The sequence below is a fragment of the Halobacteriovorax marinus SJ genome (genome assembly GCF_000210915.2).
In the GTDB taxonomy this organism is placed as follows: Bacteria; Bdellovibrionota; Bacteriovoracia; order Bacteriovoracales; family Bacteriovoracaceae; genus Halobacteriovorax; species Halobacteriovorax marinus.
This window is the reverse complement of sequence record NC_016620.1, coordinates 2,339,149-2,361,715: the sequence shown is the minus strand read 5'-3', so window position 1 is coordinate 2,361,715 and position 22,567 is coordinate 2,339,149. Positions and strand designations below refer to the sequence as shown.

Genomic DNA, 22,567 nt, shown 5'->3' with positions numbered 1-22,567 from the left:
TATGTACATCAATATCCATACTCACATTCTTAGTAAGGACCCTAGTCATATTGAATTCTATAATGTCGATATAAGAAAGGGTGATGATGAGTTTTCAAAAGGTCACTTTAGATGTGTTGGTATTCATCCATGGTGGATTCAATCCTTCTCTGGTTACAATTTAGAAAAATTAGAAGCACTACTTCAAGGTAGAGAATATCAATGTATTGGTGAAATTGGTTTAGATCGTGCATTTAAAGAAGTCGATTTTGAAACTCAATGTAACTTTTTTCGTTTTCAATTAGAATTTGCCAAAAAGAGAAAAGATCCTTTTGTCGTTATTCATTGTGTTCGTGCATATAACGATATTTTAAAACTCGTTAATGAAGTGGGTTATGAAGGAGTGCTTATCTTTCACGACTATAATGGAAATGAACAAATCACGAGAGAGCTCATCGGAAGGGGTTATTACTTCTCATATGGAATTAAGCTCTTTAATGAGCAGACAAAGGGATTCAAGTCCTTTACATTAATTCCTCTCTCCAAGCTATTCTTTGAAACTGATGACTCCTCTTTAAAAATTGAAGAGGTCTATCTTCGTGCTTCGAAGTTAAGAGGTAAAACTTTGGATGAGATAAAGTCAAGAATCAAAGAAAACTTCGAAGAACTCAGTGCTTAAATCCTGGTAAGTGGGAGGCACTACTTTTAGAGCATAGGGACAGCGCTTTCTTAATCAATTTCTTATTATTGGCACTCTCTTTAATAGTTAGGCCATTCCTATAGAAAAATTCTCCCCACATAAATTCTAGATAAGGGATGTCTACTTTATTAAAGCATCCCTTTTCTCTGGCAAAGTAGGCCAAGCTTCTATAGGGATTATTGCCAAGAGTATTGATTTGAGTGGGGATCTCTTCTGGAGAAATTTCTTCAAATTTACAATTCTTTAGATAAAAGAGGTTTTCTCTTTTCATAGAATTATAGAAGTGATTCCACGAGTAGCTTGACCAGTCATGGAGAACACGAATATAGAGGCCTTTATATTTATCAGCAATATCTGACTTTAAAAGTGCATAACTCAGGTGATGGCGATCAAGTATCCAATATTTTTCATCTGGGCCAATAATGGCCGGACTCCACTTCTCTTTTAAATAAGAGTCTAGCTTCTTCTTTTTTAACTTCTTTTGAATCTTTTCTATTTTTAAAGGGATTTGATCGTGGCCCACAAATGCTTGAGTTGGGTGAATATTTGAAAGGCTTATGAATTCAAGCTTAGTCGCCGTAGCAGATAACGAAAGAAAGAAAGTGAGTAAGAGAGTTATTTTCATGCAGAGAATGTATAATAAGTCTCTAAAATAGACAAATTTACTTTGCGAGGAGCGCAATAGATTATTTAGCTAACTTCTTGAAATTAAGGAAGAATGTTAGATATTTCCCGTATAAAAAATCTAAGTTTATGCTACCATAAATGAAATAATTATTTTGAGGACTGCTATCTTGAAGACGCTTGCTCTTTTTACTTTTCTTTTATCTTTTACAACATTTGCCAATGCAGATTTTAAAGAGTTCTTTAACCCAGACGGGTGGGAGAAAATTTATACTAAGAGTGGAGTTGTGGTTTACTCACAAAAGTCTAAGCACTCAAGTCTAGTTGGCTTTAGGGCCGAGGCAATTTTAGAGGCTCCTCTTGAGAATATACTGGCGACTTTAAGAGATGTGGAAGGCACGATTAGTTGGGCCCCAAATATGATTGAAAAATCAACGCTAAAAGAGATCAGTGATGTAAAGGCAATTACTTATAGTAATAACGACCTTCCGTGGCCTGCTGCCGATAGAGATATGATACAAATGAATGAACTCAGGCTTGATAAGGAAAAGAAAGAACTTATTGTCGATACCTATTCAGTTGATTATGAAAACTATCCCGTTCCTAAGGATGTCGTAAGGGCCCATATGACTTTTGGAACACTTGCCTTTAAGAGAGCGCAGAATAACTCCAGTGTTCAGATGACCTTATTAGTTGACCCTAGAGGATCTCTTCCAATTTGGTTAGTTAATATGCTTCAAAAGAGACTTCCATTTCAATTCTTAAAAGCTCTGGAAGCACAATCTAAGATTTCAAAGGCCCCTCTAAGACCAGGAATTAAGGTCTTATTAGATCAATTAGATGGCCTAAAATAATGTAGAAATATTCACAATTAGTGAGATTTTACTGAGAGTATTTCTATATACTATCGCTATGAAAGTAAATCCAAACATGAGTATTCTAATTGTCGACGATGATAAAGATATTATTAACTATATCAAAACTTTACTTCGTAAACATGGCTTTAGAAATATTCATACCGCAGTAAATGGAGTCATTGCACTTGATTATATTGAGCAATCATTTATTGATAATAAAAAGGTGGATATGATTTTGGCCGATTGGAAAATGCCAGAGTTAGATGGAATTCATTTTTTAGATTACTTAAAGAGAAATGAAGACTTTAGCGATATTCCCTTTTTGATGGTGACTTCTGACAGCGAGCGACTGCACGTTGTAGAAGCGATCAACCATGGTGTTTCTCAGTATTTAATAAAGCCTTTTGATGAGAGAGGATTAATTAATAAGATCTCAGATGTATTAAAGAGAAAGTCTGCTTAGACTTTCTTAGCCCATGATTTAGCAAGTTTTAAAATCTTCGTAATTAATTGTTCATAATTTACTTTGGAGTGTAATGCGCTACTGGCAAGTTCATCTTCACGTGCAATATTAGGATTGGGATTAACCTCTATGACGTAGACTTCTCCTGCTGGATTCATTCTAAGATCAACTCTAGCGTATCCATTAAGATTTAGATGCTTGTATACTTTCTTACAAATATTTTTAATTTTAAGTTCTAATTCAGGGGATAGGGTTGCTGCTTCAGTTTTAATTCCCTTTCGGTCTCGATATTTATTATTCCACTTGGCCCTATTGGAGTAGAGTTCTTTCTCAGGCTTTTCAACATTTTCAAATTTCAACTCCCATACGGGAAGAGTTTGAGTTTTATAATTTCCCATAACTCCCACATAGAATTCTCTACCTTCAATGAATTCTTCAACGATGGCATCGACACCAATTTTTTGATTGATATACTTTACTCTCTCTTTGAGCTTCTCTTCATTGTAAACAATTGATGCCTTGGCTATTGCTAATGAAGCTTCCTCTGTGAGGCACTTCACAATAAGAGGGTATTTTAGATGCTTTGAAGTTTTAACTTTTCTATTCTTAGGAAAGACTTGAAAGTGTGGAGTTTTGATTCGGTGAAAGAGAAGAATTTTCTTCGCCAAGGCCTTGTCTCTTGCAAGCATAAGACCTCTTGGGTTACAGCCCGTATAAGGAACACGTAAAAGCTCTAGGTAACTCACAACATTTTGATCAAAGAGAACTTCACCATCAAATTCTTCAAGTAAGTTAAAGATAACTGTTGGCTTAAATTTATCAATAGCATTTTTTATAAGTTTTAGATCACTTATGACACCACAGATTTCAACTTTGTGTCCCAAATTATTGAGCGCCTTAATAACATCATATTCTGTTATCCATGGCACTTCATCTTTATCGAATTGATCTTCTTTAATATCCGTAGGAGGAACGAGGTCTTTATGCATTAATACGAGTACTTTCACATGATGACCTTATGCTTTCCTTGTTTGACATATTGTAGGGTTGATTTTGAGAGCATATTTATAAGTGGAGCGTGAGTCTCTCTGCGAGTATGGCGCAAAGTTAGATTTCTCTCACGGCACTCATTTTTTAACTCTCTCATTACATCCTTAATAATATAATGATACTGATTTGTATTTTTTGCAACTCTTATACAAATCTCTCTTTCGTGTACTTTTAAATAGCTTAGAGCATTGATTCGCTTTCCAGAACTAAAAACTCTATTAATATTTTTCTTAAAAAGAGGAGCTTTGTATTTAGATTTATTCTTCACTTTTCTACTTAGATAACACTTATAGCTAATACCTAGAGTTGAAATTTCATCTAGTGTATCTCTGCAAATAGTCTTTGCTCTCTTTCCTCTAAGGCCCGTCATTATAGAGTCAACATATTCTAACTTTTTAAGAGCTTTCCAATCTTTATACTTCTCTTTCCAATTTGATTTTGGATCTAGCCAAACCGCGAAAGTCTCCGCCCAATCTTCTTCTGGATGGGCCTGGGCATAGTTGTCTCCAAGATGTAAAACATAGCTTCTGGAGAAAGGTTTCTTTATATACTCTTTTGGATATTTTAGACGATGGTCACCAAAAATCTCTCTTCTCTCTTCACAGTCTCTAAGATGAAAAGCATTATCTATCGCATGACCTAGTTCATGACGTATGAGCTTTAAGCATTCCTCTTCTGTCTTACCCTCAGCGTGACCAATATATTTTTGCTCTAGAGTTAGAGCTTGCTCATTGAAGAGATAGAAAGGAATGGCAACTCCTGTGATACCGTCAGGGCAAAACCAATCGTCAGAAGCCCAGTAGTGAAAGTTAAAATTAATTCCCTTAGACTTCAGTTCCTGGCGCACTTGCCGAAGGCACTTGAGTGCGATACTTCCTCTTTTTTTAAGAGGGATTTGGCAAAGTGGAGTGCGTAGAAATGACCTTAAATCAGGGTCATATTTTAAGTGTTTGACCATGCATTATTAATAATCCCATTTCAAATAATTTACAATAAGTTACGTCTTTTTTACTCAAATTATAGGCAACCTTAAGAATAAGTCTGGCCTATGGTTGACTTGAGTTTACGGGTATAATTGATTGAAAATATAGAAAAATTAATAAAGTTAAGTTAAAAATTTAATTAATTTACCCGATACTATTTATACTTTATATAAATATTTAGCCTTAGGATTATTTATGGACAATGAGATGATGACATTCTTTGTTGATGAAATTAAGGAAATCAGAAAATCAATGATCGTTTCAATCTCTACTCTTATTGAAACAAAACTCGAAGATGGATCAAAATTTGAAGAGTTCGGACAAATGGTCGATCGCATTTATGGTACTGCTGCAACTCTAGGGCTAACAGAGATAAGCGAATATACTAAAGCAGTTAAAGACGTAAGTTATATGGCCTCTGTAAGTGAGAATGAAAGTGGAAAGAAGAAAGTTGTTAGATCACTTATTAAGTATATCGAGTTGAGTGATTTAATTTGCGCCAGTATCTTTGATAAAAAAGAATTAGCTAAGATTAATCACCAATTAAAATTAGAAAAATCCAGAGCGCAAAATTTAAACCAAAGAGAATTCTACAGTATTGATAAAAAGTCATGTGCCATTGAGTAATGGACATCTATTAATCTGCGTTTATAATGCTTTAAAACGGAGATTAATATGAAAATAATAAATACTTGTATTCTATTTTGTCTTTTACTGACTTCTTGTACTACAAAGAAAGTTCAATCTTATACTGGTCACGGTGTAGAGACTCTTGATCAGGAAATCGTAACTAAGTATGCGCCTAAGCCTATTCCAAAAGAACTATCCACTGAAATTGAAGCAGAGAATGAAATTCGCTCTACAGGAATGGGACAGTTAGCCCCAGATGGTAGAACGATGTTCTTCACATGGGGAGTGACGGGTGTAAGACAAGTTTGGAAAATTAATGGACCTAAGAAGTTTCCAATTCAGATGACTGGAGGGGAGAATGCGAGCTCTCTCTCCGATATAACAAATGATGGAAAGTATCTTCTTATCTCAAGAGATGAGGGCGGAGATGAATACCCAAGTCTATATCTTCAAGATGCAAAAAGAGGTGGAGAGTTATTTAAAATCTTTGGTCAAAAGAAAGTTAAGGTGAGTTACCTTGATCAATCAGAAGATGGAAAGTTTATCTACTATAGGGCCAATGATATTACGCCGACGACATGGGGAATTTATAAATATAATATTGCCACTAAGAAGAGAGAACTCATTTTCAAAGGTGAGGGATATTGGTGGATCGTAGAGTTCTTTAAGAATGGAAATATTCTACTTGGTCACGCCACTGGAAATATTGCCAGAGAATTCTATATCTATGATTTAAAAACAAAAGAGAAGAGAGCTTTACTAGGAGTGGGCGAAAGAGAGTCCTACAATGTTCGCATTGCTCATAAAGAGGGCGAGTTTCTAGTGCTGACAAATAAGTTTGATAACTTTAAGAGACTCTATCTCTATGATGGAAAGAAATTTAAACCTATTACTAAAAAGTTAGAGATGAATATTAAAAATATCTCTATAGTTAAAGACTTTTCAAGAATTCTTCTTAGGTATAATGACAATGGTTACTACAGAGTTAAAGTAATTAATGGAAAGACTTATAAAGAGATGAGTGGTCCAAAGTTTAAAAAAGCTGAGCATACATTCTTTGGCTCAACTACAAGTGATGCGAGATATACTATTTTTTCTCAAGTCTTTCACAATAAACCTAGAATCAATTATGTCTATGACTGGAGGAGAAGAACAATGCGCCAATGGACCATTGCAAGCTCACCAGAGATTGATACATCCAATTACTTAAGATGGAAACTTGAGAGCTATCCTGCAGAGGATGGAACTTCCATTCCAATGTTCGTAAAAAAACCAAGACAGTGTGAAGTAAGAACGTGTCCAGTTATTATCTCTTTTCACGGGGGACCAGAGTCACAATCCCTACCTGGTTTTAGCCCATACTCTGAACTCTTTACAAAGAGAGGCTTTATCTATGTCATGCCAAATGTGAGAGGTTCAAGAGGTTATGGAAAGAAATGGCTTAACTCTGATAATGGAGCAAAGAGACTGGATGTGATCACAGATATTAGGGATGCTGCTATTTATGCGAAGAAGAAGTGGGCCGTTAATGGGGTGACTCCAAAGATCGGTGTCACTGGAGGCTCTTATGGTGGATACTCAACTCTCTATGCAATGACAGTATTTGCAGAGCACTTTGATGCTGGAGTTGCTCGCGTCGGAATGAGTAGCTTAGTAACATTTTTAGAAAATACAGCAAAGCATAGAAGGTACTTAAGAGAGAGTGAGTACGGTTATCTAGATAAAGATAGAGAAGTCTTAGAGAAGCTCTCACCAATAAATTATCTCGATAGAATTAATTCTCCACTCTTAATTATTCAGGGGGCCAATGACCCTAGAGTTCCCGCAGGAGAGTCAATTCAATTTCAACAAGCACTTGAGAAAAAAGGTATAGAATCTTCATTAATCTTATTTCCTGATGAAGGTCACGGTGTTCGTAAAAGGGCCAATAGAACTTTAAGTACAGGTCATACACTGAACTTCTTTATCAAGTGGTTGCAATAATGTTCTCCCTTTAGAAAAAATGGATTATTTGAGAAAATAGTGTGAGTTAGGAGAATTAGAATATATGAAAATGTGGTCAACCTTTAGAAAAGATGTCATCAAGTCGAGACTTACACAAATAATGGAAAGTGGTGATGAGGTTACGATTTGGCAAAATCGAGGGGATGAGAGAAATAAATTCCAAGCGACAATCGTTGAGGTCACAGATTCTAATACTATAATTCAAATTGAAGATGCTTATAAGAATGCAGATTATAAGATTACAAAAGATAATACTCTCTTTGTTCACTACGCAAAGGGAGATGCTCTCTTTAAAAAGGATGCTTTCAAAACGGAAGGGTTGCGAATCATTATTAAAACTCCTGTAGAGTTGATGATGAAAGAGAGAAGAAGTGTTGAGAGATTTTCTTTTAAGTATCAAGATTTCAAGAATGTTTCTTTCAAGGTTGGAAGTAATGATGATGTAGAGAGTGTATCGTACATACTAAAAGATCTCTCAGTTAAGGGACTGAGTCTAATCGTGCATGAGAGTGAGGCACCTAAGTTTTCAGTTGGTGCAACTATTTATATTACATCTATTACAGATCAGAATTTATCATCAGGTTTACTTGCAACCATTCGCTATATTACACCTTACTCTGTTTCACTTGAGACGGACTCAAATCTTTTAAAGTTGGGTGTGCAGTTTTCTGACTCTCTCGAGAGTGTGACTTTTAAGTCCATAAGTTCAGTTATTGAAAAGAAGCAGCTCAAGCAAAAAGGTCTTGAGGTTTCAACATTCAATGGTCTCTCAGAAGTAGAACAGGAGAAAGTACTAAGAAAGATAGCCGAAGAAAATCATGTTCTAGCAAATAATATTAGAGAACAGAATGAGAATATAGATAGATTGCGCTATCTTACCTTAGAGATGAAGAGGAATTTCCTATTAGAAGTAAATCTGGATTTACTAGCGGCATCCCTTCGTCTCTCATCAAAAGAATTAATTTATGATCTTATCAGCGAAGTGACTGATACAATGAAAGAGGAATTTCTCTATAAATTAGACCAACCAAAGTCCCCCTCGGCCATCAATAAGGCCCAGGATGAAATCGTCAAATTTATACGTGCTAAGGAGAAGTCGGGAGAGCTGGTTCTTGACCCAACTTCCTTTGAGGTTCTCGTTTAAGAATGGCGTTTCACTTCTGGAACACGATAACTATAATAATTTCAAACCTTTAACTTTGCTCTTTTTGGCACCGTCTTTGTAATGTATGTAGGAAACACTATATTAGGAGACATAAATGAAAAACTTTAAGAGCTTACTGATTTCTACAATTTTAATGACTTCACCTTTATTATTAACTTCTTGTGGAGGATCTGGAGAAAAATCTAGAGCACCTCAATTATCTGAGTCTCAGAAGATTATTGCTAATGGGATGTTGGACTTTGTTGATACATGCGACTCAAGCAAGTCAAATGTAAAGGCAATCTATGGAGCTGATAATAGAGTGAGCGTATGCTCTGAAGGCAACGATACAGAAGACAGAGAGAAGATGAAGGCCGTGGCCATGTTTATAGACTCTTCACAGCTAATTTTTGCTGGTAACCTTGAAGGGAAGAAAGTTTATAAAATCGACTCTCAGACATTGGGTGGATTTCTTAGCGAAGAAAGTGGCTACAAAACTTGCTCTAGCTTAAGGTATAAAGACGAAGTTGCACCAGGTTTTTGTACAGGTTTCCTCATCAATGAAAACGGAAGAAATGACGAGTTAATGACTGCCGGGCATTGTATTGAAAGTGGAAAGGCACAAAATATTAGAGTCATCTTCACTGTTGCTGCTGATGGAAGAAAAGTAATCTCAAGAAATGAAGCCTATGAGAATGATATTTTTGTTACTGAAGATCAGGTTTTTGGAATTCAAGAAAATTTAGAGTTTAGCTCTGATATGACAATTGCAAAGCTTGACCGTGAAGTTCAAAATGTTGAAGCTCTCGAGATTTCTAGAAAAGAATACTTTCAAGATGGGACAGAATTAAAAATGATGGGACACCCTGCTGGGCTTAGAATGAAAGTTGCAAGTGGGGAAGTTAAGCATGATGGGTATGGTTACGATACTATTACAGCACATATTGCATCATACGGCGGAAACTCAGGTTCTCCTGTATTTGATGAGGAGACTGGAGAAGTAGCAGGAGTACTGGTCTCAGGTCAGCAGGACTTCGAGCTGCAGATTGAAAATGATGAGTATTGCGTAGGCGACAAAGTATACTCAGAGTTTGACGCAGGTGGCGAGAAAGTGCTGAAGGTTAGGAATTATTTAAACTAAGAAAAATCTTCATATTCCTTGGCTTAATATAATGGCCAAAGTAAAACCCACTCTTATTAGAATAATAGGAGTGGAAATGAAAAAATTAATCGCAATTATTGGTTTAACTTTAATGACTTCTGCAGCTTCTGCATCAGTGTTAAAAGTGTGCGCTGTTCAAGCTAATGAGACATGTGCTGAAATCACAAATAGAGAAGATTTTCTACAGTGTCATAACGCAATCATGCAAATGTGTTTAGATTATGGAAATGGAAACTATAAGTCAGTACCTGCATGTGAGAGATACTGTAACTCTCTTCCAGAGCCAACTCAAAGACAAATCTGTCTACAGACTTGTGAGCCAAAGTTTTAATTAAGCTATTAGAATTGAAGGGCACCTAGGGTGCCTTTTGATTTTGGCTAAACGCCTCTTTTCCTGTACAATTAGTCCAATATTTTTTAAAAATATCCTCATAAATTCAAAGTCATAATTTAAGCACCCAAAGGAATGTTGCAATGAGTTATAATTTTCAAGAAATTGAAACAAAATGGCAGAAGTACTGGAACGATAATCAAACTTTCAAGGCCCATGAGTCGAGTTCAAAACCTAAATACTATATTCTCGATATGTTTCCCTATCCTTCGGGAGCGGGGCTACACGTAGGTCATCCTCTTGGTTATATCGCTTCAGATATCTATACTCGTTTTAAGAGGCTAGAGGGATATAACGTTCTTCACCCAATGGGTTACGATGCCTTTGGACTTCCGGCCGAGCAATATGCCATTCAAACTGGTAGACATCCTGCAGATACAACGAGAGAAAATATTGCAAGATATAGAGAGCAGTTAGATAAGATCGGCTTCTCTTATGATTGGAATAGAGAAGTGCAAACATGTGATCCAAAATATTATAAGTGGACTCAGTGGGCCTTCATCCAGATGTTTGAGCACTACTATGATTTAGATGCAAATAAGGCCCTTCCAATTGCGGATCTAATTAAGAAACTTGAGAGCAAGGGAAGTGCTGGTGTAAATGCTCACTCTGGTGAGATGGAAGAGTTTAGCGCCAAGGAATGGAAGAGCTTTGATGAAAAAGCGAAAGAGAATACTCTTCAAAATTATAGATTGGCATTCTTAGCTGAAACTGCTGTGAATTGGTGTCCAGGTCTTGGAACAGTTCTGGCCAATGACGAAGTTAAAGACGGTCTCTCGGTGAGAGGTTCGCATCCAGTAGAACAAAAGAAGATGCAACAGTGGTGCCTTAGAGTTTCTGCTTATGCTCCAAGACTTCTAGATGGACTAGACGAGCTGAATTGGTCTGACTCTTTAAAAGAGATGCAGAAGAATTGGATTGGTAAGTCTACGGGCGCAGAAGTTAAATTTGATATCAAAGATCGTGAAGAGAAGATTGAAGTCTTCACTACTAGAGCAGATACAATTTTTGGTGTGAGCTTTATGGTTCTCGCACCAGAGAGTGATTATGTAAGTTTAGTGACAACTGATGAGCAAAGAGCAGCAGTAGAGCAATATTTAGAAGATACAAAAAAGAGAAGTGAAAGAGATCGTCTCGCTGATGTAAAACGTGTGACGGGAGTTTTCACAGGTGCTTACTGTATTCATCCTTTCACTGGAAAGGATATTCCAATTTGGATTGGTGATTACGTATTAGGTGGATATGGAACAGGTGCTGTTATGGCCGTTCCTGCTCACGATTCAAGAGACTACGCCTTCGCAAAACATTTTGGAATTGAAATAACTCAAGTTGTTTCAGGTGGAGATATCTCTGAGGAGTCATATGACGCCAAAGAGGGAACTCTTATGAACTCTGACTTTTTAAACGGACTAAGTGTTCAGGACGCAATTGCAAAAATGATTACTGAAGTTGAGAGTAGAGGACTTGGACAGAAACAAACTAATTACCGCTTAAGAGATGCTATCTTCTCTAGACAGAGATACTGGGGTGAACCATTCCCAATTTATTTTAAAGACGGAGTGCCAACACCACTAAGCATGGATGATCTTCCTCTACAACTTCCAGAGGTCGATAAATTTCTTCCAACTGAAGATGGTCAGCCACCACTAGGAAGAGCTGAAAATTGGACGACTAAAGATGGGCACCCTCTAGAGATGTCTACTATGCCAGGATTCGCTGGTTCTTCTGCTTATTACTTAAGATATATGGACCCACATAATGAAGAGGGGCTTGTATCTAAAGATGCGAATAATTACTGGCAAGATGTTGATCTCTATATCGGTGGAGCGGAGCATGCGACAGGTCACCTTATTTATTCACGCTACTGGAATAAATTTCTCTTTGATATTGGATATGTCTGTAAAGAAGAGCCTTTTAAGAGATTGGTGAATCAAGGAATGATCCAAGGTCGATCGAACTTTGTTTATAGATTAAAAGGTAAGAATGAATTTGTTTCACTAGGACTCAAAGATCAGTATGACACTCAAGAGATTCATGTTGATGTGAATATTGTTCACAACGATCAATTAGATATGGACGCTTTTAAGGCGTGGAGACCTGAGTTTAAAGATGCGACTTTTATCACTGAATCTGTTGATGGAAAGGACGTCTATAATTGTGGTTACGCAGTTGAGAAGATGAGTAAGTCCATGTTCAACGTGGTTAATCCAGACACTATCGTTGAAAATTACGGTGCCGATACACTAAGACTATATGAAATGTTCTTAGGTCCATTAGAGCAATCAAAGCCATGGAATACAAATGGTATCGAAGGTGTTCACAGATTCTTAAAGAAGCTATGGAATCTCTTCTACAAAGATGAAAAACTCTGTGTTGTTTCAGATGCGCCAAGTGCAGATGAGTTAAAAGTTCTTCATACTTGTATTAAAAAAGTAAATGAAGATATTGATACTTTCTCTTTCAATACATCTATTTCGGCCTTTATGATTTGCGTAAATGATCTCTCGAAACTTAAGTGTCATAAGAAAGATATTTTAAATGATCTTATTATTTTACTCTCTCCATTTGCTCCTCACTTTTGTGAAGAGTTGTGGCAGGAGTTAGGTCATAGTGAGAGTATTACATTTGCGAGTATGCCTGAGTTAAACGAGTCATACTTAGTAGAGAGTACGCATAAATATCCTATTTCTGTTAATGGAAAAATGAGATTTTTAATGGATATCTCTCTCGATGCTTCTAAAGAAGAAATCGAGAAGCTCGTTCTTGAGTCTGAAGAAATTCAGAAGTGGATTGAAGGCAAAGAGATAAAGAAGAAAATCATTGTTCCAAAGAAAATTGTCAATATCGTAGTTGGCTAGGACATAATAGATTCAATTCTATCAGCGGCGAGCTCTAGATAATCCTCTAGAGTTTTGCCTGTCTCTCTCTTTCTAGGCTTTAGAGAGTGATCTCCATCTTCAAACCAATGTAGTGAAATATTTTTGCTTAAGTCATAACCAAGGACTTCATCCTTCGCTCCCATACTATCTCTTGTACCTTGAAGAATATGAACTTTGGTCTTTATATTTTTTAAATGATCAATTCTATCTCGAACATCTTTTCCAGGGGCGTGAAAAGGGAAGCCTAGGCAAATGACTCCTTTAGGTGTGAGTTCATCGGCCATCAGTGTTGCCATTCGACCACCCATGGATTTTCCAGCAATAAATGTTTCGCTATCAGCGCAGAGTTCAAAGACCTCTTTCCATGTTTCAAGAAGAATCTTCTTCGTATTAGGTGGTCTCTTCTTACCATCAACTCGTCTTTGGGCCATATAGGGAAATTCAAAGCGGATAACTTGAATATCTCTACTCACTAGCTTATCGCTTAGAGAGTTCATCCAATCATGATCCATTGGGGCGCCAGCTCCGTGGGCCAGAATGATACGCTTATTTGATTTTGATTTTTTAGAAATGATGAGGTCTTTTTTATTCATAATTTTTTAATATATTAAAGTTGTATTTTTTAATCTTTTTATTAAAAACTTTTGAGTAGTTCTTAAAGTTAAGAGGCTTTTTATTCTCGATAAACTTCTCTAGGATTTCTTTTGCGTTCGACTGATTAGCGATATAGAAGTGAGACTTATAGGTTAGGCCAAAGTCATTTTTAAAGTCATATCCATGATGATAGTCAAAAGTTGCGACAAGGGCAAAGGCCGGCTCAAGGAAATGTCCACCAACAGTACAAAGTTGTTTCTTATCTTTAACATTCTGAAGACCATTCTTAGTCCAGTCTATTGAGCATACCTGATACTTCTTTAATCTGGAATTTAAGATTGCCTCGGCCATGAAATCACTTGAAACAAAGAAACCGCAAATATTTGGATAGCGTCCCTCTATGTAGGGTAGCATCCTTCCAACTTTTTCTTTCTTCCAATTTCCATAGAAAGATTGTTTCAGGTTTAAGTTCAATTCTTTGGAGGTCTCTTCAAAAGATTTCTCTCTAATTAAAGAAGCGTTAGAGATATGTGTACCATTAATAGCAACTACGTCACTTCCTTTTCTACACTTCTTTGCAACTTCACTAACAACAAGTCTCCCTGCTTGATAATCATCTGGATAAAATTCTCCAATCCAATTCTTATATTTCTGTCTAGGCCATCCAATACTTTCTCTCTCATTTTCATTTACTTCAGCATTAATGAAGACTGTTTTGACTCCAACTTTCTCAAGCTTTTCGAGAGTATTTCTAGCAGTAGACTTAATGGGGAGAATTAAAAGATATTGCGGGAGTGTTTCTTTTGGACGCTTAGAAACCTTGTCTATCATACTTGTATAATAAGAGTAGTGTGATTGTGTATAGAGAACTTCTAGTTCAATCCCTAAATCTTTAGCGGCCTTCATTACTTGCTTTGTTGTATTCTTCCAAAACTCATTTTCAGTATCGATAGGGTCTGGTGAAATATAGGTTACTCTTAGTCCATCCTTTGCAAATAAAGAGAGAGGCGTAATAAGGAATAGAGTAAGTAATAGTATTTTCAAGATTTTTCCATGTTTATGGCCTTATTATATCCATAAAATGTAACATATTTAAAGTGTGAGACACTAATCTCTAGAAGCTTTAAGTTTTCTAAAGATTTGATAAGGAGATCTTTCATGAAGTTAAATACGATATTTCTACTTATAAGTTTATATCTAGCTGGAAGTGCTCAGGCTCTGGCCAAGAGTGAAGTTGCGATTTTTGCAGGAGGTTGCTTTTGGTGTATGGAGCCTCCCTTTGATAAATTAAAAGGAGTGAAGTCCACGACTTCAGGTTATATCGGCGGAAGTGAATCTTCTGCGTCTTATAAAGTTGTAAGTGCTGGTGGAACTGGGCATACAGAGGCAGTAAAGATTGAATTTGATCCGGCTGTAGTGAGCTATTCTAAGTTACTAGAGGTTTTTTGGATGAATATTGATCCAACTGATACCAAGGGACAATTTGTGGATAGAGGTAGTCAGTATCGCCCAGGCGTTTTCTACACCACTGAGTCCCAACGAGAATTGGCGCTTAAGTCTAGGGATGAATTGGAAAAGAGCAAAAGGTTCTCTAAGAAGATTGTGGCCGAGATTACAAAGGCGTCTAAATTCTATCCCGCAGAGGACTATCATCAGGATTATTACGAAAAGAACCCAATTCGCTATAAATTCTATAGATTTAACTCAGGTCGAGATCAATTTTTAAGGAAATATTGGAAAAAATGATAGATTTTTTGCAATCTAGTTGCATAAAAAACATATTGTGAGTATAACTGCTAATCATAGATTAGAGGTAAATATGGACCATATGCAACAAGAAAGAATGGATAAAATCGGAATAGCGCTTTCGCTCTCTTGCTGTGTTCATTGCTTGGCAACACCATTTATTCTTATGGCCGCTCCAGCGATTGGTGAATACTTTCAATCTGTTCTTATTCACGTACTACTCTTTATTTTTGTAGCGCCTATTGCACTAATTAGTTTCTTAAAGACATATAGACATACTCACAAGAAAAGACCTTTGATTTTAGGTCTTATTGGTCTGACTGAATTATTCTCTTCAATGCTACTGCACATGTATGTAGAGCAGAGGGCCTCTCTTGGTCATATTCATGAGATTGAAATCATTCTCAATATTATTTCAGGTCTTATTTTAGTTACAGGACACTTCTTTAATTTTAAAGACTCTCTCTGTAAGCACTGCTAATTATTTATTCTGACAATTAGGACAAATGGCGAAGAACTCTAATTTGTGTTCGACGTCTTTGTATCCCATTAATTCAATCTTCTGATCAATCTCTTCTACAAAGCAGTGATCTAAGACGATAACTTTGGAACATTCTTTACAGATTATATGGTGATGATGGTGACCAGGGTGATTGAATTCATATCTAGCAAAGTCCTCATCAAATCGAATACTATTTAAAATATTTTTTTCTTTAAATTGCTTTAATGTTCTAAAGAGTGTGGCCCTATCACAGAGTCCCTCTTCAAGTTTTTCAAAGATCTCATCAGCTGAGTAGGGACCATGTTCCCTCGTTAGTAATTTTAAAATTGCAGCGCGAGGCTTGGTAAAGCTAAGTCCTGCTTCTTTGATAATCTTCTTAAGTTCTTTTTCGTTCATAGAAATATCTTAACAAAAAATTGTGAGACTAGCCACTACCAGATTTTGAGGTAGAATAGCTCTATTAATTAACTATATTCAAAGGATATTGCCATGCAAGAACTTATTCCCGTCACACTCGTTGTAGGTTTCTTAGGTTCTGGTAAGACCACCTTTATAAATGAAATATTAAATGGAGATCATGGCAAGAAAATCGCTGTGATCGAAAATGAATTTGGAGAAGTAGGAATTGATGATGAAATTCTCTCTGGCTCCAATGATCTCTTTGTTGAAATGAGCAATGGTTGTATTTGCTGTTCAATAAAAGGGGACCTTGTCGAATCTTTAAATAAATTACTAGTTCATGCTAAGAACTTTGAGCACATTGTAATTGAGGCCACTGGTATGGCCAATCCTGGACCAATCATTGAAACCTTCTTCTCTTCAGAAGAGTTAAGTCGCTCTTTTGTATTAGACTCTGTGATAGGACTGGTCGATAGTGAGCACTTTGAAAAGAACTTAGAGAAGTTTGAAAATAGTGAGGAGATTGCTTTCTATGATCAAATTGCTTTTAGTGAAACAATACTACTTAACAAGTCTGATACTAGAACTTCTGAAGAGTTAACTTCTATAAGAGAAAAAGTAAAAGTGAAAAATCCTAATGCTCAAATTATTTCAACCACTCATTCAAAAGTGGATCTCTCAAAAGTAATGGGAACAAGGTCTTTTGATTTAAAAGCGATAGAGGAGACAATGCCCTCAGCCAATGCTGTAGAGTATCCTTTTAGTTGGGCAGGTGTCATAGAGCTTAAGGCCGGATTTTATAAATTTAACATTGATCATACTCATCACAATGAGAGAATGGTCTTCTTTAAAATTGATGAAGATGATTTGAATGATAAAATTATTAATTATGCAAATTCTCTCTTCTTCTCTCCTCAAAGACGAGCAAAGCGTGGAGCTAACGTAAATGTCGATGAGCATATTCTTTTAGATTTTGGTGGAGAACATACTGGAAGAAATATTCTAGATATCGAGTTCGATGGAAATTATGCCTTCTTTATAAGTGATCATCCAAGTCACTTACAATTAAAAATTCTAAACAGAGAAGAAAATGAGATTGAGTTTAAAACAGATCATAGTTTTAAGAAAGTGGAGCACTTTCATGGAAATGAGATTAATTCAATTTCACTTGAGTTCTCAGGGGCATTAAATCCACAATCTTTTGAGATGTTTTTAAATGTTCTCTACTCTCAATATCGAGATGAGATTTATAGATCTAAGGGAATCTTACACTTCTATGGCAATGATTCGAGAGTTCTTTTTCAGGGAGTTTACTCTTCATTGAAATTTGATCATGGAAGAGAGTGGGCTGATGAACAAAGAATCAATAAGATAGTCTTTATCGGTAAAGGCCTAATAGGGCCAAGTTTAGAGGCGGGACTTAAAAATTGCATAGTCGAGTAAAAAACTCTGGGAAGAGATGTCCGAGGCTTGTGTACAAGATATTCTGAGGTATAATCTAAAAGAAATTTATTCACGGAGGAAGAATGAAAAAATTATTACTGATTGCATCTCTTTTAATCTCTACACACGCATTTGCTGGAGACTCTTCTTCAGGCTGTGGTCTAGGTTGGGCCGTTTTAAAGAAGAACTCACTGGTTTCATCTTTTACTAGAACATTTATAAATGCCACTTTCTCAAGTACTCTTGGAATGACTTTCGGTACATCTGGTTGTGCTCAGCATTCGATTGTTAAGAATGAAAGTAAGATCATTCACTTTGCAGAATCAAATTACTATCAACTTCAAAAAGAAATAGCGCTAGGTTCAGGAAGCTATATTACTGCCTTTTCTGGATTAATCGGTTGTGAAGATGCAGCACTTTTTAATTCAAAAGTTCAGCAAAACTTTGATAAGATTTATCCTGATTTATCAACTGAGCCAGCAGCGGCACTTAAGAATATTTTAATGACTGTTCAAGGCGATCAGGAGCTATCTAGAAGTTGTCAAATTATCTAAAAGCAGTCTTACTTGTATCACTAACCCTATTTGTACAAACGAGTAGGGGAAGTGGTCTCTTTGAAAATAAGCTTTCTCAAATTTCAGAAAATATTTATTGGAAAAGGCTTCTCCACTTCAATGGAGAGGAGTCCTATGCTGACTCAAAGTCTTTCTTCTTGTCCGAAAATGGCAAGACTTCTCTAAGAGACGAACTTCTAGCAAATATTGAAGCTTTTAAAAAAGTGCAAGCGAAGTACACTCCTCAAAAGATTCCCGCTCAATGTGCTTTCCCTGAAAGATTTCAATTTATTAAAGAGAATTTTCCAGAGCTCGATTTTAAATCTCCAGAATGTCCTCATTTTAAGAGATGGAAAAGTGCTGTAAGCGGCAAGAGTCTATCGCTCATCTTTGCTTCATCATTTGTTAATAATCCTTCGTCCATGTTTGGGCATACATTTTTAAAGTTTAATAAGAAAGATGGTGATCAGCTAAGTCTAGATATGTTTAATTATGTTGTGGCCTATTCTGCAAAGGCCGAAGATAGTCCAGGCTTTCTTTACGCGCTAAAGGGGCTCTTTGGTGGCTACACTGGTATAGTCGATGTTCAGCCTTTCTATCAAACCCTTAGAGAATACTCAAAGGTTGAATCCAGAGATATATGGGAATATATGCTTGGGCTTAAATCTAAGCAATTAGACTCTTTGGTAAACCATATTTGGGAGCTCTATGCTAATGCAAACTTTGACTACTACTTCTTTGATGAGAATTGTACGTCTGTGCTGGCCAGAATTTTAGCCCTGGTGACAAATTTTCCTTTAGATGAAGAGATGGTTGGTTACGCTCTTCCCACGGACTTTTTAAGAATTTTAAAGAAGTATAAGCTTGTTGAAAAAAACTTATATTACCCTTCACTTCGAAAGCAATTTTTTGCTCACTACGATAAGTTAAATGACTCCCAAAAAGAGAATTTTAAATTGATTTTAGATAATCACGATATAGAAGGGGATACTAAAACTTATCAGGCCTTAGTTCACTACCTAGATTATATACGTCATGATCACGAAAATAAGGTCTCTAAGGAGTTTCAAATAAAACAAAAGAAAATATACACTCTTGCCTCTAAATTCACTAATCAAGAGCAGATGAGCTATTCTAAGCCCATTCCTCCCGATGAAGGACATCTTCCCGCTAGATTAGATCTATTACAAGCTAGAGAGAATAATAAAGAGGCTACGATCTTAACCTACAGGCCTTCATTTCACTCGTTAAGTGATCCAGCTGGTGGCTATGAGCCATGGTCACAGATTGAATTATTTAAGCTCTCTCTTAAGTATAATTACGATATGAAAGAGCTTCTTTTAAATGAATTCTTAATTGCTGATATTCAAAGTCTACCAGACTTTAAATTCTTAGATACGAACACTTCTTGGAGCTTAGACTTAAGAGTTGCTCCTCTATATGAAGAGGCGAAACTCAATGCATATAAAGGTAGCTTTAATTTGAATATGGGATTCACTAAGCATACTCATAACTTCCTCTTTAGCTTTCTTACTGGTGCGAGAGTAGAGGGGCATGAGAGCTTTAAGAATAAAGTTAAAGTGGGCCCTAATATTAAAGTTAATTTGGGACTTAATATTCTAAGAACTCGCTTCATATTGGAGAGTAGCTACTTTTATTCATTTTTAAAAAATCATCAGAGAGAGAGAGATTATTTACAGAGTCGCCTAGAGCTCTCTCATAGTGTGAGTAAGAATTGGGATATTAAGATGATGGGAATTTACTTTACACAAGTAGGGGAGCTTTCAAAGGAGAGCTATAAGAGCTATTCCATAGGCCTAGCTCACTTTTTCTAAACTAGACCTTTGTATCTTTTTGCCAATCTTTCGATCTCATTTTTTTGCTTATCTTGAAGCTCTTCTATTTTCTCTCTATAGCTATCATTGACCGTTTGGATATCTCTGATATTTCTCTTGCTGGCCTTATCTAGTCTCTTCGCATTTGTCAGCTTAACTTGCTCTAGTTCGTGATCTTTCTTCTCTAGAATTTCATGAAAGTTCTTTGAGACTCTTTGAAGCTCTTCTCTAAATTCATTTCGTGTTTGAATTCTTTCTTCTTTAAAGTCTGCTTTTAATGATTCAAGCTCTTTATTATGACGGGCCTTAATGTCGGCTATCTTCTCTTTAGTCTCATTTGTAGAACCTCTAAGCTGAACATCATATGACTTAGCCGTATCAATTCTATCGTCTTCATAAGTATTAACAATATTCTTAACTTCTTGATCATGAGCTGTATCTTTTTCACTGATTTGATCTTCGTAGCTATTTTTCAACTCATCAAATTGCTCTCTTCTTCTTGTTTCAAGCTTTCTAATTTCCTGTGAGTGTTCATAACTAGTATCAATTGAACTCATATCTACTCCTTAAGAAGAGCTCTTGCTCTCATAGCAAAAAACTCTATCCTTTCTAGTATATATGTCTGTCGTCATTACTGTGAGATAGAAAAATTATCCTCTCTGAATCACAAGGCCCAAGCGTTGAATATTATTGGAGTTATGAAGTTGAATATTTTTGTCAGCTTCCTTCTTTTTTATATTCCAAAGTGAAAACTGAGATTCATCTACAAAAGCTTGGTTCGTTTGCTCTAGAATGCTTTGGGACTTTTTCCAGAATTCATAATCGTCAGCAGTGAAGTCTTTAATTTCATAATTTAATTGGAGAGAGTCTAGGGCCTTTCTTAGAGGAGATTTATCAAACTTCTCATTAACTAGAGAGAAGAGAATAATCATGTGTGAATTATTCTCTAGTAGAGATAAACATTTCCTTAGATATTTCTTATAGCTTGTAATCATATAGAAGGAATCATTTGAGATGATAAATTCATACTTTTTATTAAAAGAAGTATTTAAGAATTGATCTCTTATAAATTCAACTTCCTTACTTGAGTTTGGCATAGTCGCAAAGTCTATGCCCGTGGCCTTAGCGCTATATTTCTTAGAAAGATATTTGGTAAGCTCTCCATTACCACTTCCAATATCTAGAAAAGATTTTGGTCTCTTTGTTTCAAAATATTCTTCTAAGAAGTTGAGTTGAAGAGGTGATAATGTATTCCAGCAACTAAAGGAAGTTCCATGAACCTTTTCACAGTAGTCTCTATAGGCCTTGGACTTATTCATACTCTGATAAGTTTTTTCAAAGATTGGGGGAGCGTTTTTTAAAAAGAATAAATTATTAAAATATTTCTTGATGGCCTTCATGATTTCTTCTTCTTTGATTTCGGGCCTTTGAAGGGGTCTCGTATAAACTCAATTTCATTCAAATAGAGCCCGCCTCCAGGAGCAATAAAACCGGTTTTTTTAAACTCAGTTGAAACTAGGGCTTCCTGAATTTGAGAGAGCGTCGTTTTACCTAAGCCGATATTGATTAGTGAGCCCATAATGATTCTCACCATTTGCTTTAAGAAGCCACTACCTTCAATAACAAGAGCGTAGCTACCGTGGCAATTATTTTCTGAGATGAAGTCTTGATCTTCAATGATTTTACATTCAAAGATTTCTCTCTTCTTATCTACATTCTCACTAACTTTATGACAGAAATTTCTAAAGTCGTGTGTACCTATAAATACTTTTGCGGCCTCTTTCATTTTTTCAATATCTAGATTCTCTTCAATACTATGATAGAAAGTTGAGTGGTCACTATTATTTATTTTAAAAATATAGAGGTATTGTTTTCTCTTTGCAAAGTAGACAACTTTAAAGTGACGATATGTTCTCTCACATTTAGTAATTCTTATGTCGTTTGGTAATTCTTGGTTAAGTTTCTTTGTAAGCTCATGTGGCTCTAGATCTTCTTGAATTTGAATAAAGCAGACATTGGCCCTAGAGTGAACTCCTGTATCGGTTCTACTGGAGCCCATTGTACGAATTTTCTCTGATGGAGCAATGACTCTTAGGGCATCTTCTATCGTGTCTTGAATCGTTTTAAAATTTTTCTGTTTTTGCCAACCGAAGTAATTCTCACCATTGTAGTGAACTTCAGCATTGTAGAAGAATTTCATAGGGGATTTAGATCATCCCCATCTCTTTACCTTTTTTAAGAAGGTCTTCTCTTTCTTCTTGGCTCATTCCAAGTATCATCTGCTGGATTGATTCGAGTTGTTCTGGAGACATATTTGCCATGGCCTCTTGGGCCTTTGCCATAAAGTTGTCATCGAGTTCGGCTTCAGTTTCCTGAGCCTTGAAGAAGATAACCTTATCAACAGTAAGTTCGCTCTCATGGCCTTCTGACTTTAAGACTTCTAAAACTTTATTAAAGCTCAGTCCTTTATTGTCGGCGACTTCATACATTTTCTCTAATGGAAAAGAGATACTCTTTTCTGGATAGCCATGATTATGTAGGTTCTTAAGAACTTGTTCTTTAAATTTATCTAACTCTTGTGACATAAATTCCCCTTTGCAAAATAATTCTTTCACAAAGAGGAGAAAT

At 36.1% G+C, this 22,567-nt stretch carries 24 protein-coding genes; 14 read left to right on the top strand and 10 right to left on the bottom strand.

Annotated elements, in window-relative coordinates; translation table 11 throughout:
* Position 1: 1 nt before the first annotated feature.
* Positions 2-658, top strand: a complete 657-nt coding sequence (locus BMS_RS11160) for a TatD family hydrolase (protein ID WP_014244925.1) — start codon at positions 2-4, stop codon at positions 656-658.
* Here BMS_RS11160 and BMS_RS11155 read toward each other — a convergent pair.
* Positions 648-1,304: a ParB-like protein gene (locus BMS_RS11155; protein WP_044557542.1), complete on the bottom strand. Its 657-nt coding sequence runs from the start codon at positions 1,302-1,304 to the stop codon at positions 648-650. The two genes, BMS_RS11160 and BMS_RS11155, sit on opposite strands and share 11 nt — an antisense overlap.
* A 169-nt stretch (positions 1,305-1,473) precedes the next feature.
* Between BMS_RS11155 and BMS_RS11150 the strand changes: the two genes are divergently transcribed.
* Positions 1,474-2,157, top strand: coding sequence for an START domain-containing protein (locus BMS_RS11150; protein WP_044557541.1), 684 nt, complete (start codon positions 1,474-1,476; stop codon positions 2,155-2,157).
* A gap of 58 nt (positions 2,158-2,215) precedes the next feature.
* Positions 2,216-2,623, top strand: a complete 408-nt coding sequence (locus tag BMS_RS11145) for a response regulator (RefSeq protein WP_014244922.1) — start codon at positions 2,216-2,218, stop codon at positions 2,621-2,623.
* On the opposite strand, the gene BMS_RS11140 is transcribed toward BMS_RS11145, so the two are convergent.
* Entirely contained in the window at positions 2,620-3,630 is a 1,011-nt protein-coding gene (locus tag BMS_RS11140) for a D-alanine--D-alanine ligase family protein (protein ID WP_014244921.1), read from the bottom strand. The two genes, BMS_RS11145 and BMS_RS11140, sit on opposite strands and share 4 nt — an antisense overlap.
* Positions 3,627-4,631, bottom strand: a complete 1,005-nt coding sequence (locus tag BMS_RS17050) for a putative zinc-binding metallopeptidase (protein WP_014244920.1) — start codon at positions 4,629-4,631, stop codon at positions 3,627-3,629. The genes BMS_RS11140 and BMS_RS17050 overlap by 4 nt, the downstream gene beginning before the upstream one ends.
* A gap of 220 nt (positions 4,632-4,851) precedes the next feature.
* Here BMS_RS17050 and BMS_RS11130 point away from each other — a divergent pair, with 220 nt between their 5' ends.
* From BMS_RS11130 to leuS, 6 genes are all read left to right on the top strand, one after another.
* Complete coding sequence (locus tag BMS_RS11130; protein ID WP_014244919.1) at positions 4,852-5,283, top strand: hypothetical protein; 432 nt, start codon at positions 4,852-4,854, stop codon at positions 5,281-5,283.
* A gap of 48 nt (positions 5,284-5,331) precedes the next feature.
* A complete protein-coding gene (locus BMS_RS11125; protein ID WP_014244918.1) occupies positions 5,332-7,269 on the top strand; it encodes a S9 family peptidase in 1,938 nt (645 codons plus the stop codon).
* Positions 7,270-7,333: 64 nt separating this feature from the next.
* Entirely contained in the window at positions 7,334-8,434 is a 1,101-nt protein-coding gene (locus tag BMS_RS11120) for a FliG C-terminal domain-containing protein (RefSeq protein ID WP_014244917.1), read from the top strand.
* A gap of 115 nt (positions 8,435-8,549) precedes the next feature.
* Positions 8,550-9,575 (top strand): trypsin-like serine peptidase, encoded by a 1,026-nt coding sequence (locus tag BMS_RS11115; RefSeq protein WP_014244916.1) that lies wholly within the window; start codon positions 8,550-8,552, stop codon positions 9,573-9,575.
* 76 nt (positions 9,576-9,651) lie between these two features.
* The gene (locus BMS_RS11110; protein ID WP_044557539.1) at positions 9,652-9,927 is read left to right on the top strand and encodes a hypothetical protein; all 276 of its coding nucleotides are present in this window, start codon (positions 9,652-9,654) and stop codon (positions 9,925-9,927) included.
* 143 nt (positions 9,928-10,070) lie between these two features.
* Positions 10,071-12,845, top strand: a complete 2,775-nt coding sequence (leuS, locus tag BMS_RS11105) for a leucine--tRNA ligase (RefSeq protein WP_014244914.1) — start codon at positions 10,071-10,073, stop codon at positions 12,843-12,845.
* Here leuS and BMS_RS11100 read toward each other — a convergent pair.
* Positions 12,842-13,459 (bottom strand): alpha/beta family hydrolase, encoded by a 618-nt coding sequence (locus tag BMS_RS11100; protein ID WP_014244913.1) that lies wholly within the window; start codon positions 13,457-13,459, stop codon positions 12,842-12,844. The genes leuS and BMS_RS11100 overlap by 4 nt on opposite strands.
* Positions 13,452-14,504 (bottom strand): ABC transporter substrate-binding protein, encoded by a 1,053-nt coding sequence (locus BMS_RS11095; protein ID WP_014244912.1) that lies wholly within the window; start codon positions 14,502-14,504, stop codon positions 13,452-13,454. The genes BMS_RS11100 and BMS_RS11095 overlap by 8 nt, the downstream gene beginning before the upstream one ends.
* A gap of 114 nt (positions 14,505-14,618) precedes the next feature.
* Between BMS_RS11095 and msrA the strand changes: the two genes are divergently transcribed.
* Together msrA and BMS_RS11085 are read left to right on the top strand one after the other, a co-directional pair.
* Positions 14,619-15,206, top strand: a complete 588-nt coding sequence (msrA, locus tag BMS_RS11090; RefSeq protein WP_044557538.1) for a peptide-methionine (S)-S-oxide reductase MsrA — start codon at positions 14,619-14,621, stop codon at positions 15,204-15,206.
* Between the two features lie 73 nt (positions 15,207-15,279).
* The gene (locus BMS_RS11085; RefSeq protein ID WP_044557537.1) at positions 15,280-15,687 is read left to right on the top strand and encodes a MerC domain-containing protein; all 408 of its coding nucleotides are present in this window, start codon (positions 15,280-15,282) and stop codon (positions 15,685-15,687) included.
* On the opposite strand, the gene BMS_RS11080 is transcribed toward BMS_RS11085, so the two are convergent.
* Positions 15,688-16,104, bottom strand: coding sequence for a Fur family transcriptional regulator (locus BMS_RS11080; protein ID WP_014244909.1), 417 nt, complete (start codon positions 16,102-16,104; stop codon positions 15,688-15,690).
* A gap of 93 nt (positions 16,105-16,197) precedes the next feature.
* Here BMS_RS11080 and BMS_RS11075 point away from each other — a divergent pair, with 93 nt between their 5' ends.
* The 3 genes from BMS_RS11075 to BMS_RS11065 all read left to right on the top strand — a co-directional run bounded on the left by BMS_RS11075 (position 16,198) and on the right by BMS_RS11065 (position 19,939).
* Positions 16,198-17,550, top strand: coding sequence for a CobW family GTP-binding protein (locus tag BMS_RS11075; protein WP_014244908.1), 1,353 nt, complete (start codon positions 16,198-16,200; stop codon positions 17,548-17,550).
* Between the two features lie 83 nt (positions 17,551-17,633).
* The gene (locus tag BMS_RS11070) at positions 17,634-18,104 is read left to right on the top strand and encodes a DUF3015 domain-containing protein (RefSeq protein WP_014244907.1); all 471 of its coding nucleotides are present in this window, start codon (positions 17,634-17,636) and stop codon (positions 18,102-18,104) included.
* Complete coding sequence (locus tag BMS_RS11065; RefSeq protein WP_014244906.1) at positions 18,089-19,939, top strand: Lnb N-terminal periplasmic domain-containing protein; 1,851 nt, start codon at positions 18,089-18,091, stop codon at positions 19,937-19,939. Before BMS_RS11070 ends, BMS_RS11065 begins: the two co-directional genes overlap by 16 nt.
* On the opposite strand, the gene BMS_RS11060 is transcribed toward BMS_RS11065, so the two are convergent.
* The 4 genes from BMS_RS11060 to BMS_RS11045 all read right to left on the bottom strand — a co-directional run bounded on the left by BMS_RS11060 (position 19,936) and on the right by BMS_RS11045 (position 22,524).
* Entirely contained in the window at positions 19,936-20,496 is a 561-nt protein-coding gene (locus BMS_RS11060; protein WP_014244905.1) for a hypothetical protein, read from the bottom strand. The genes BMS_RS11065 and BMS_RS11060 overlap by 4 nt on opposite strands.
* 93 nt (positions 20,497-20,589) lie before the next feature.
* Positions 20,590-21,339 (bottom strand): class I SAM-dependent methyltransferase, encoded by a 750-nt coding sequence (locus BMS_RS11055; RefSeq protein ID WP_014244904.1) that lies wholly within the window; start codon positions 21,337-21,339, stop codon positions 20,590-20,592.
* Positions 21,336-22,139, bottom strand: a complete 804-nt coding sequence (gene truA, locus BMS_RS11050; protein ID WP_014244903.1) for a tRNA pseudouridine(38-40) synthase TruA — start codon at positions 22,137-22,139, stop codon at positions 21,336-21,338. Before truA ends, BMS_RS11055 begins: the two co-directional genes overlap by 4 nt.
* Positions 22,140-22,146: 7 nt before the next feature.
* Positions 22,147-22,524 (bottom strand): hypothetical protein, encoded by a 378-nt coding sequence (locus tag BMS_RS11045; RefSeq protein ID WP_014244902.1) that lies wholly within the window; start codon positions 22,522-22,524, stop codon positions 22,147-22,149.
* Positions 22,525-22,567: the final 43 nt, after the last annotated feature.

Bases quoted from the DNA above. Each gene is read 5' to 3' on its own strand.
- msrA (WP_044557538.1), top strand. From the start codon at position 14,619: ATGAAGTTAAATACGATATTTCTACTTATAAGTTTATATCTAGCTGGA.
- truA (WP_014244903.1), bottom strand. From the start codon at position 22,139: ATGAAATTCTTCTACAATGCTGAAGTTCACTACAATGGTGAGAATTAC.
- BMS_RS11045 (WP_014244902.1), bottom strand. From the start codon at position 22,524: ATGTCACAAGAGTTAGATAAATTTAAAGAACAAGTTCTTAAGAACCTA.
- BMS_RS11110 (WP_044557539.1), top strand. From the start codon at position 9,652: ATGAAAAAATTAATCGCAATTATTGGTTTAACTTTAATGACTTCTGCA.
- BMS_RS11115 (WP_014244916.1), top strand. From the start codon at position 8,550: ATGAAAAACTTTAAGAGCTTACTGATTTCTACAATTTTAATGACTTCA.
- BMS_RS11120 (WP_014244917.1), top strand. From the start codon at position 7,334: ATGAAAATGTGGTCAACCTTTAGAAAAGATGTCATCAAGTCGAGACTT.
- BMS_RS11100 (WP_014244913.1), bottom strand. From the start codon at position 13,459: ATGAATAAAAAAGACCTCATCATTTCTAAAAAATCAAAATCAAATAAG.
- BMS_RS11160 (WP_014244925.1), top strand. From the start codon at position 2: ATGTACATCAATATCCATACTCACATTCTTAGTAAGGACCCTAGTCAT.
- BMS_RS11075 (WP_014244908.1), top strand. From the start codon at position 16,198: ATGCAAGAACTTATTCCCGTCACACTCGTTGTAGGTTTCTTAGGTTCT.
- BMS_RS11125 (WP_014244918.1), top strand. From the start codon at position 5,332: ATGAAAATAATAAATACTTGTATTCTATTTTGTCTTTTACTGACTTCT.
- BMS_RS11055 (WP_014244904.1), bottom strand. From the start codon at position 21,339: ATGAAGGCCATCAAGAAATATTTTAATAATTTATTCTTTTTAAAAAAC.
- BMS_RS17050 (WP_014244920.1), bottom strand. From the start codon at position 4,631: ATGGTCAAACACTTAAAATATGACCCTGATTTAAGGTCATTTCTACGC.
- BMS_RS11130 (WP_014244919.1), top strand. From the start codon at position 4,852: ATGGACAATGAGATGATGACATTCTTTGTTGATGAAATTAAGGAAATC.
- BMS_RS11060 (WP_014244905.1), bottom strand. From the start codon at position 20,496: ATGAGTTCAATTGATACTAGTTATGAACACTCACAGGAAATTAGAAAG.
- BMS_RS11155 (WP_044557542.1), bottom strand. From the start codon at position 1,304: ATGAAAATAACTCTCTTACTCACTTTCTTTCTTTCGTTATCTGCTACG.
- BMS_RS11145 (WP_014244922.1), top strand. From the start codon at position 2,216: ATGAAAGTAAATCCAAACATGAGTATTCTAATTGTCGACGATGATAAA.
- BMS_RS11085 (WP_044557537.1), top strand. From the start codon at position 15,280: ATGGACCATATGCAACAAGAAAGAATGGATAAAATCGGAATAGCGCTT.
- BMS_RS11070 (WP_014244907.1), top strand. From the start codon at position 17,634: ATGAAAAAATTATTACTGATTGCATCTCTTTTAATCTCTACACACGCA.
- BMS_RS11080 (WP_014244909.1), bottom strand. From the start codon at position 16,104: ATGAACGAAAAAGAACTTAAGAAGATTATCAAAGAAGCAGGACTTAGC.
- leuS (WP_014244914.1), top strand. From the start codon at position 10,071: ATGAGTTATAATTTTCAAGAAATTGAAACAAAATGGCAGAAGTACTGG.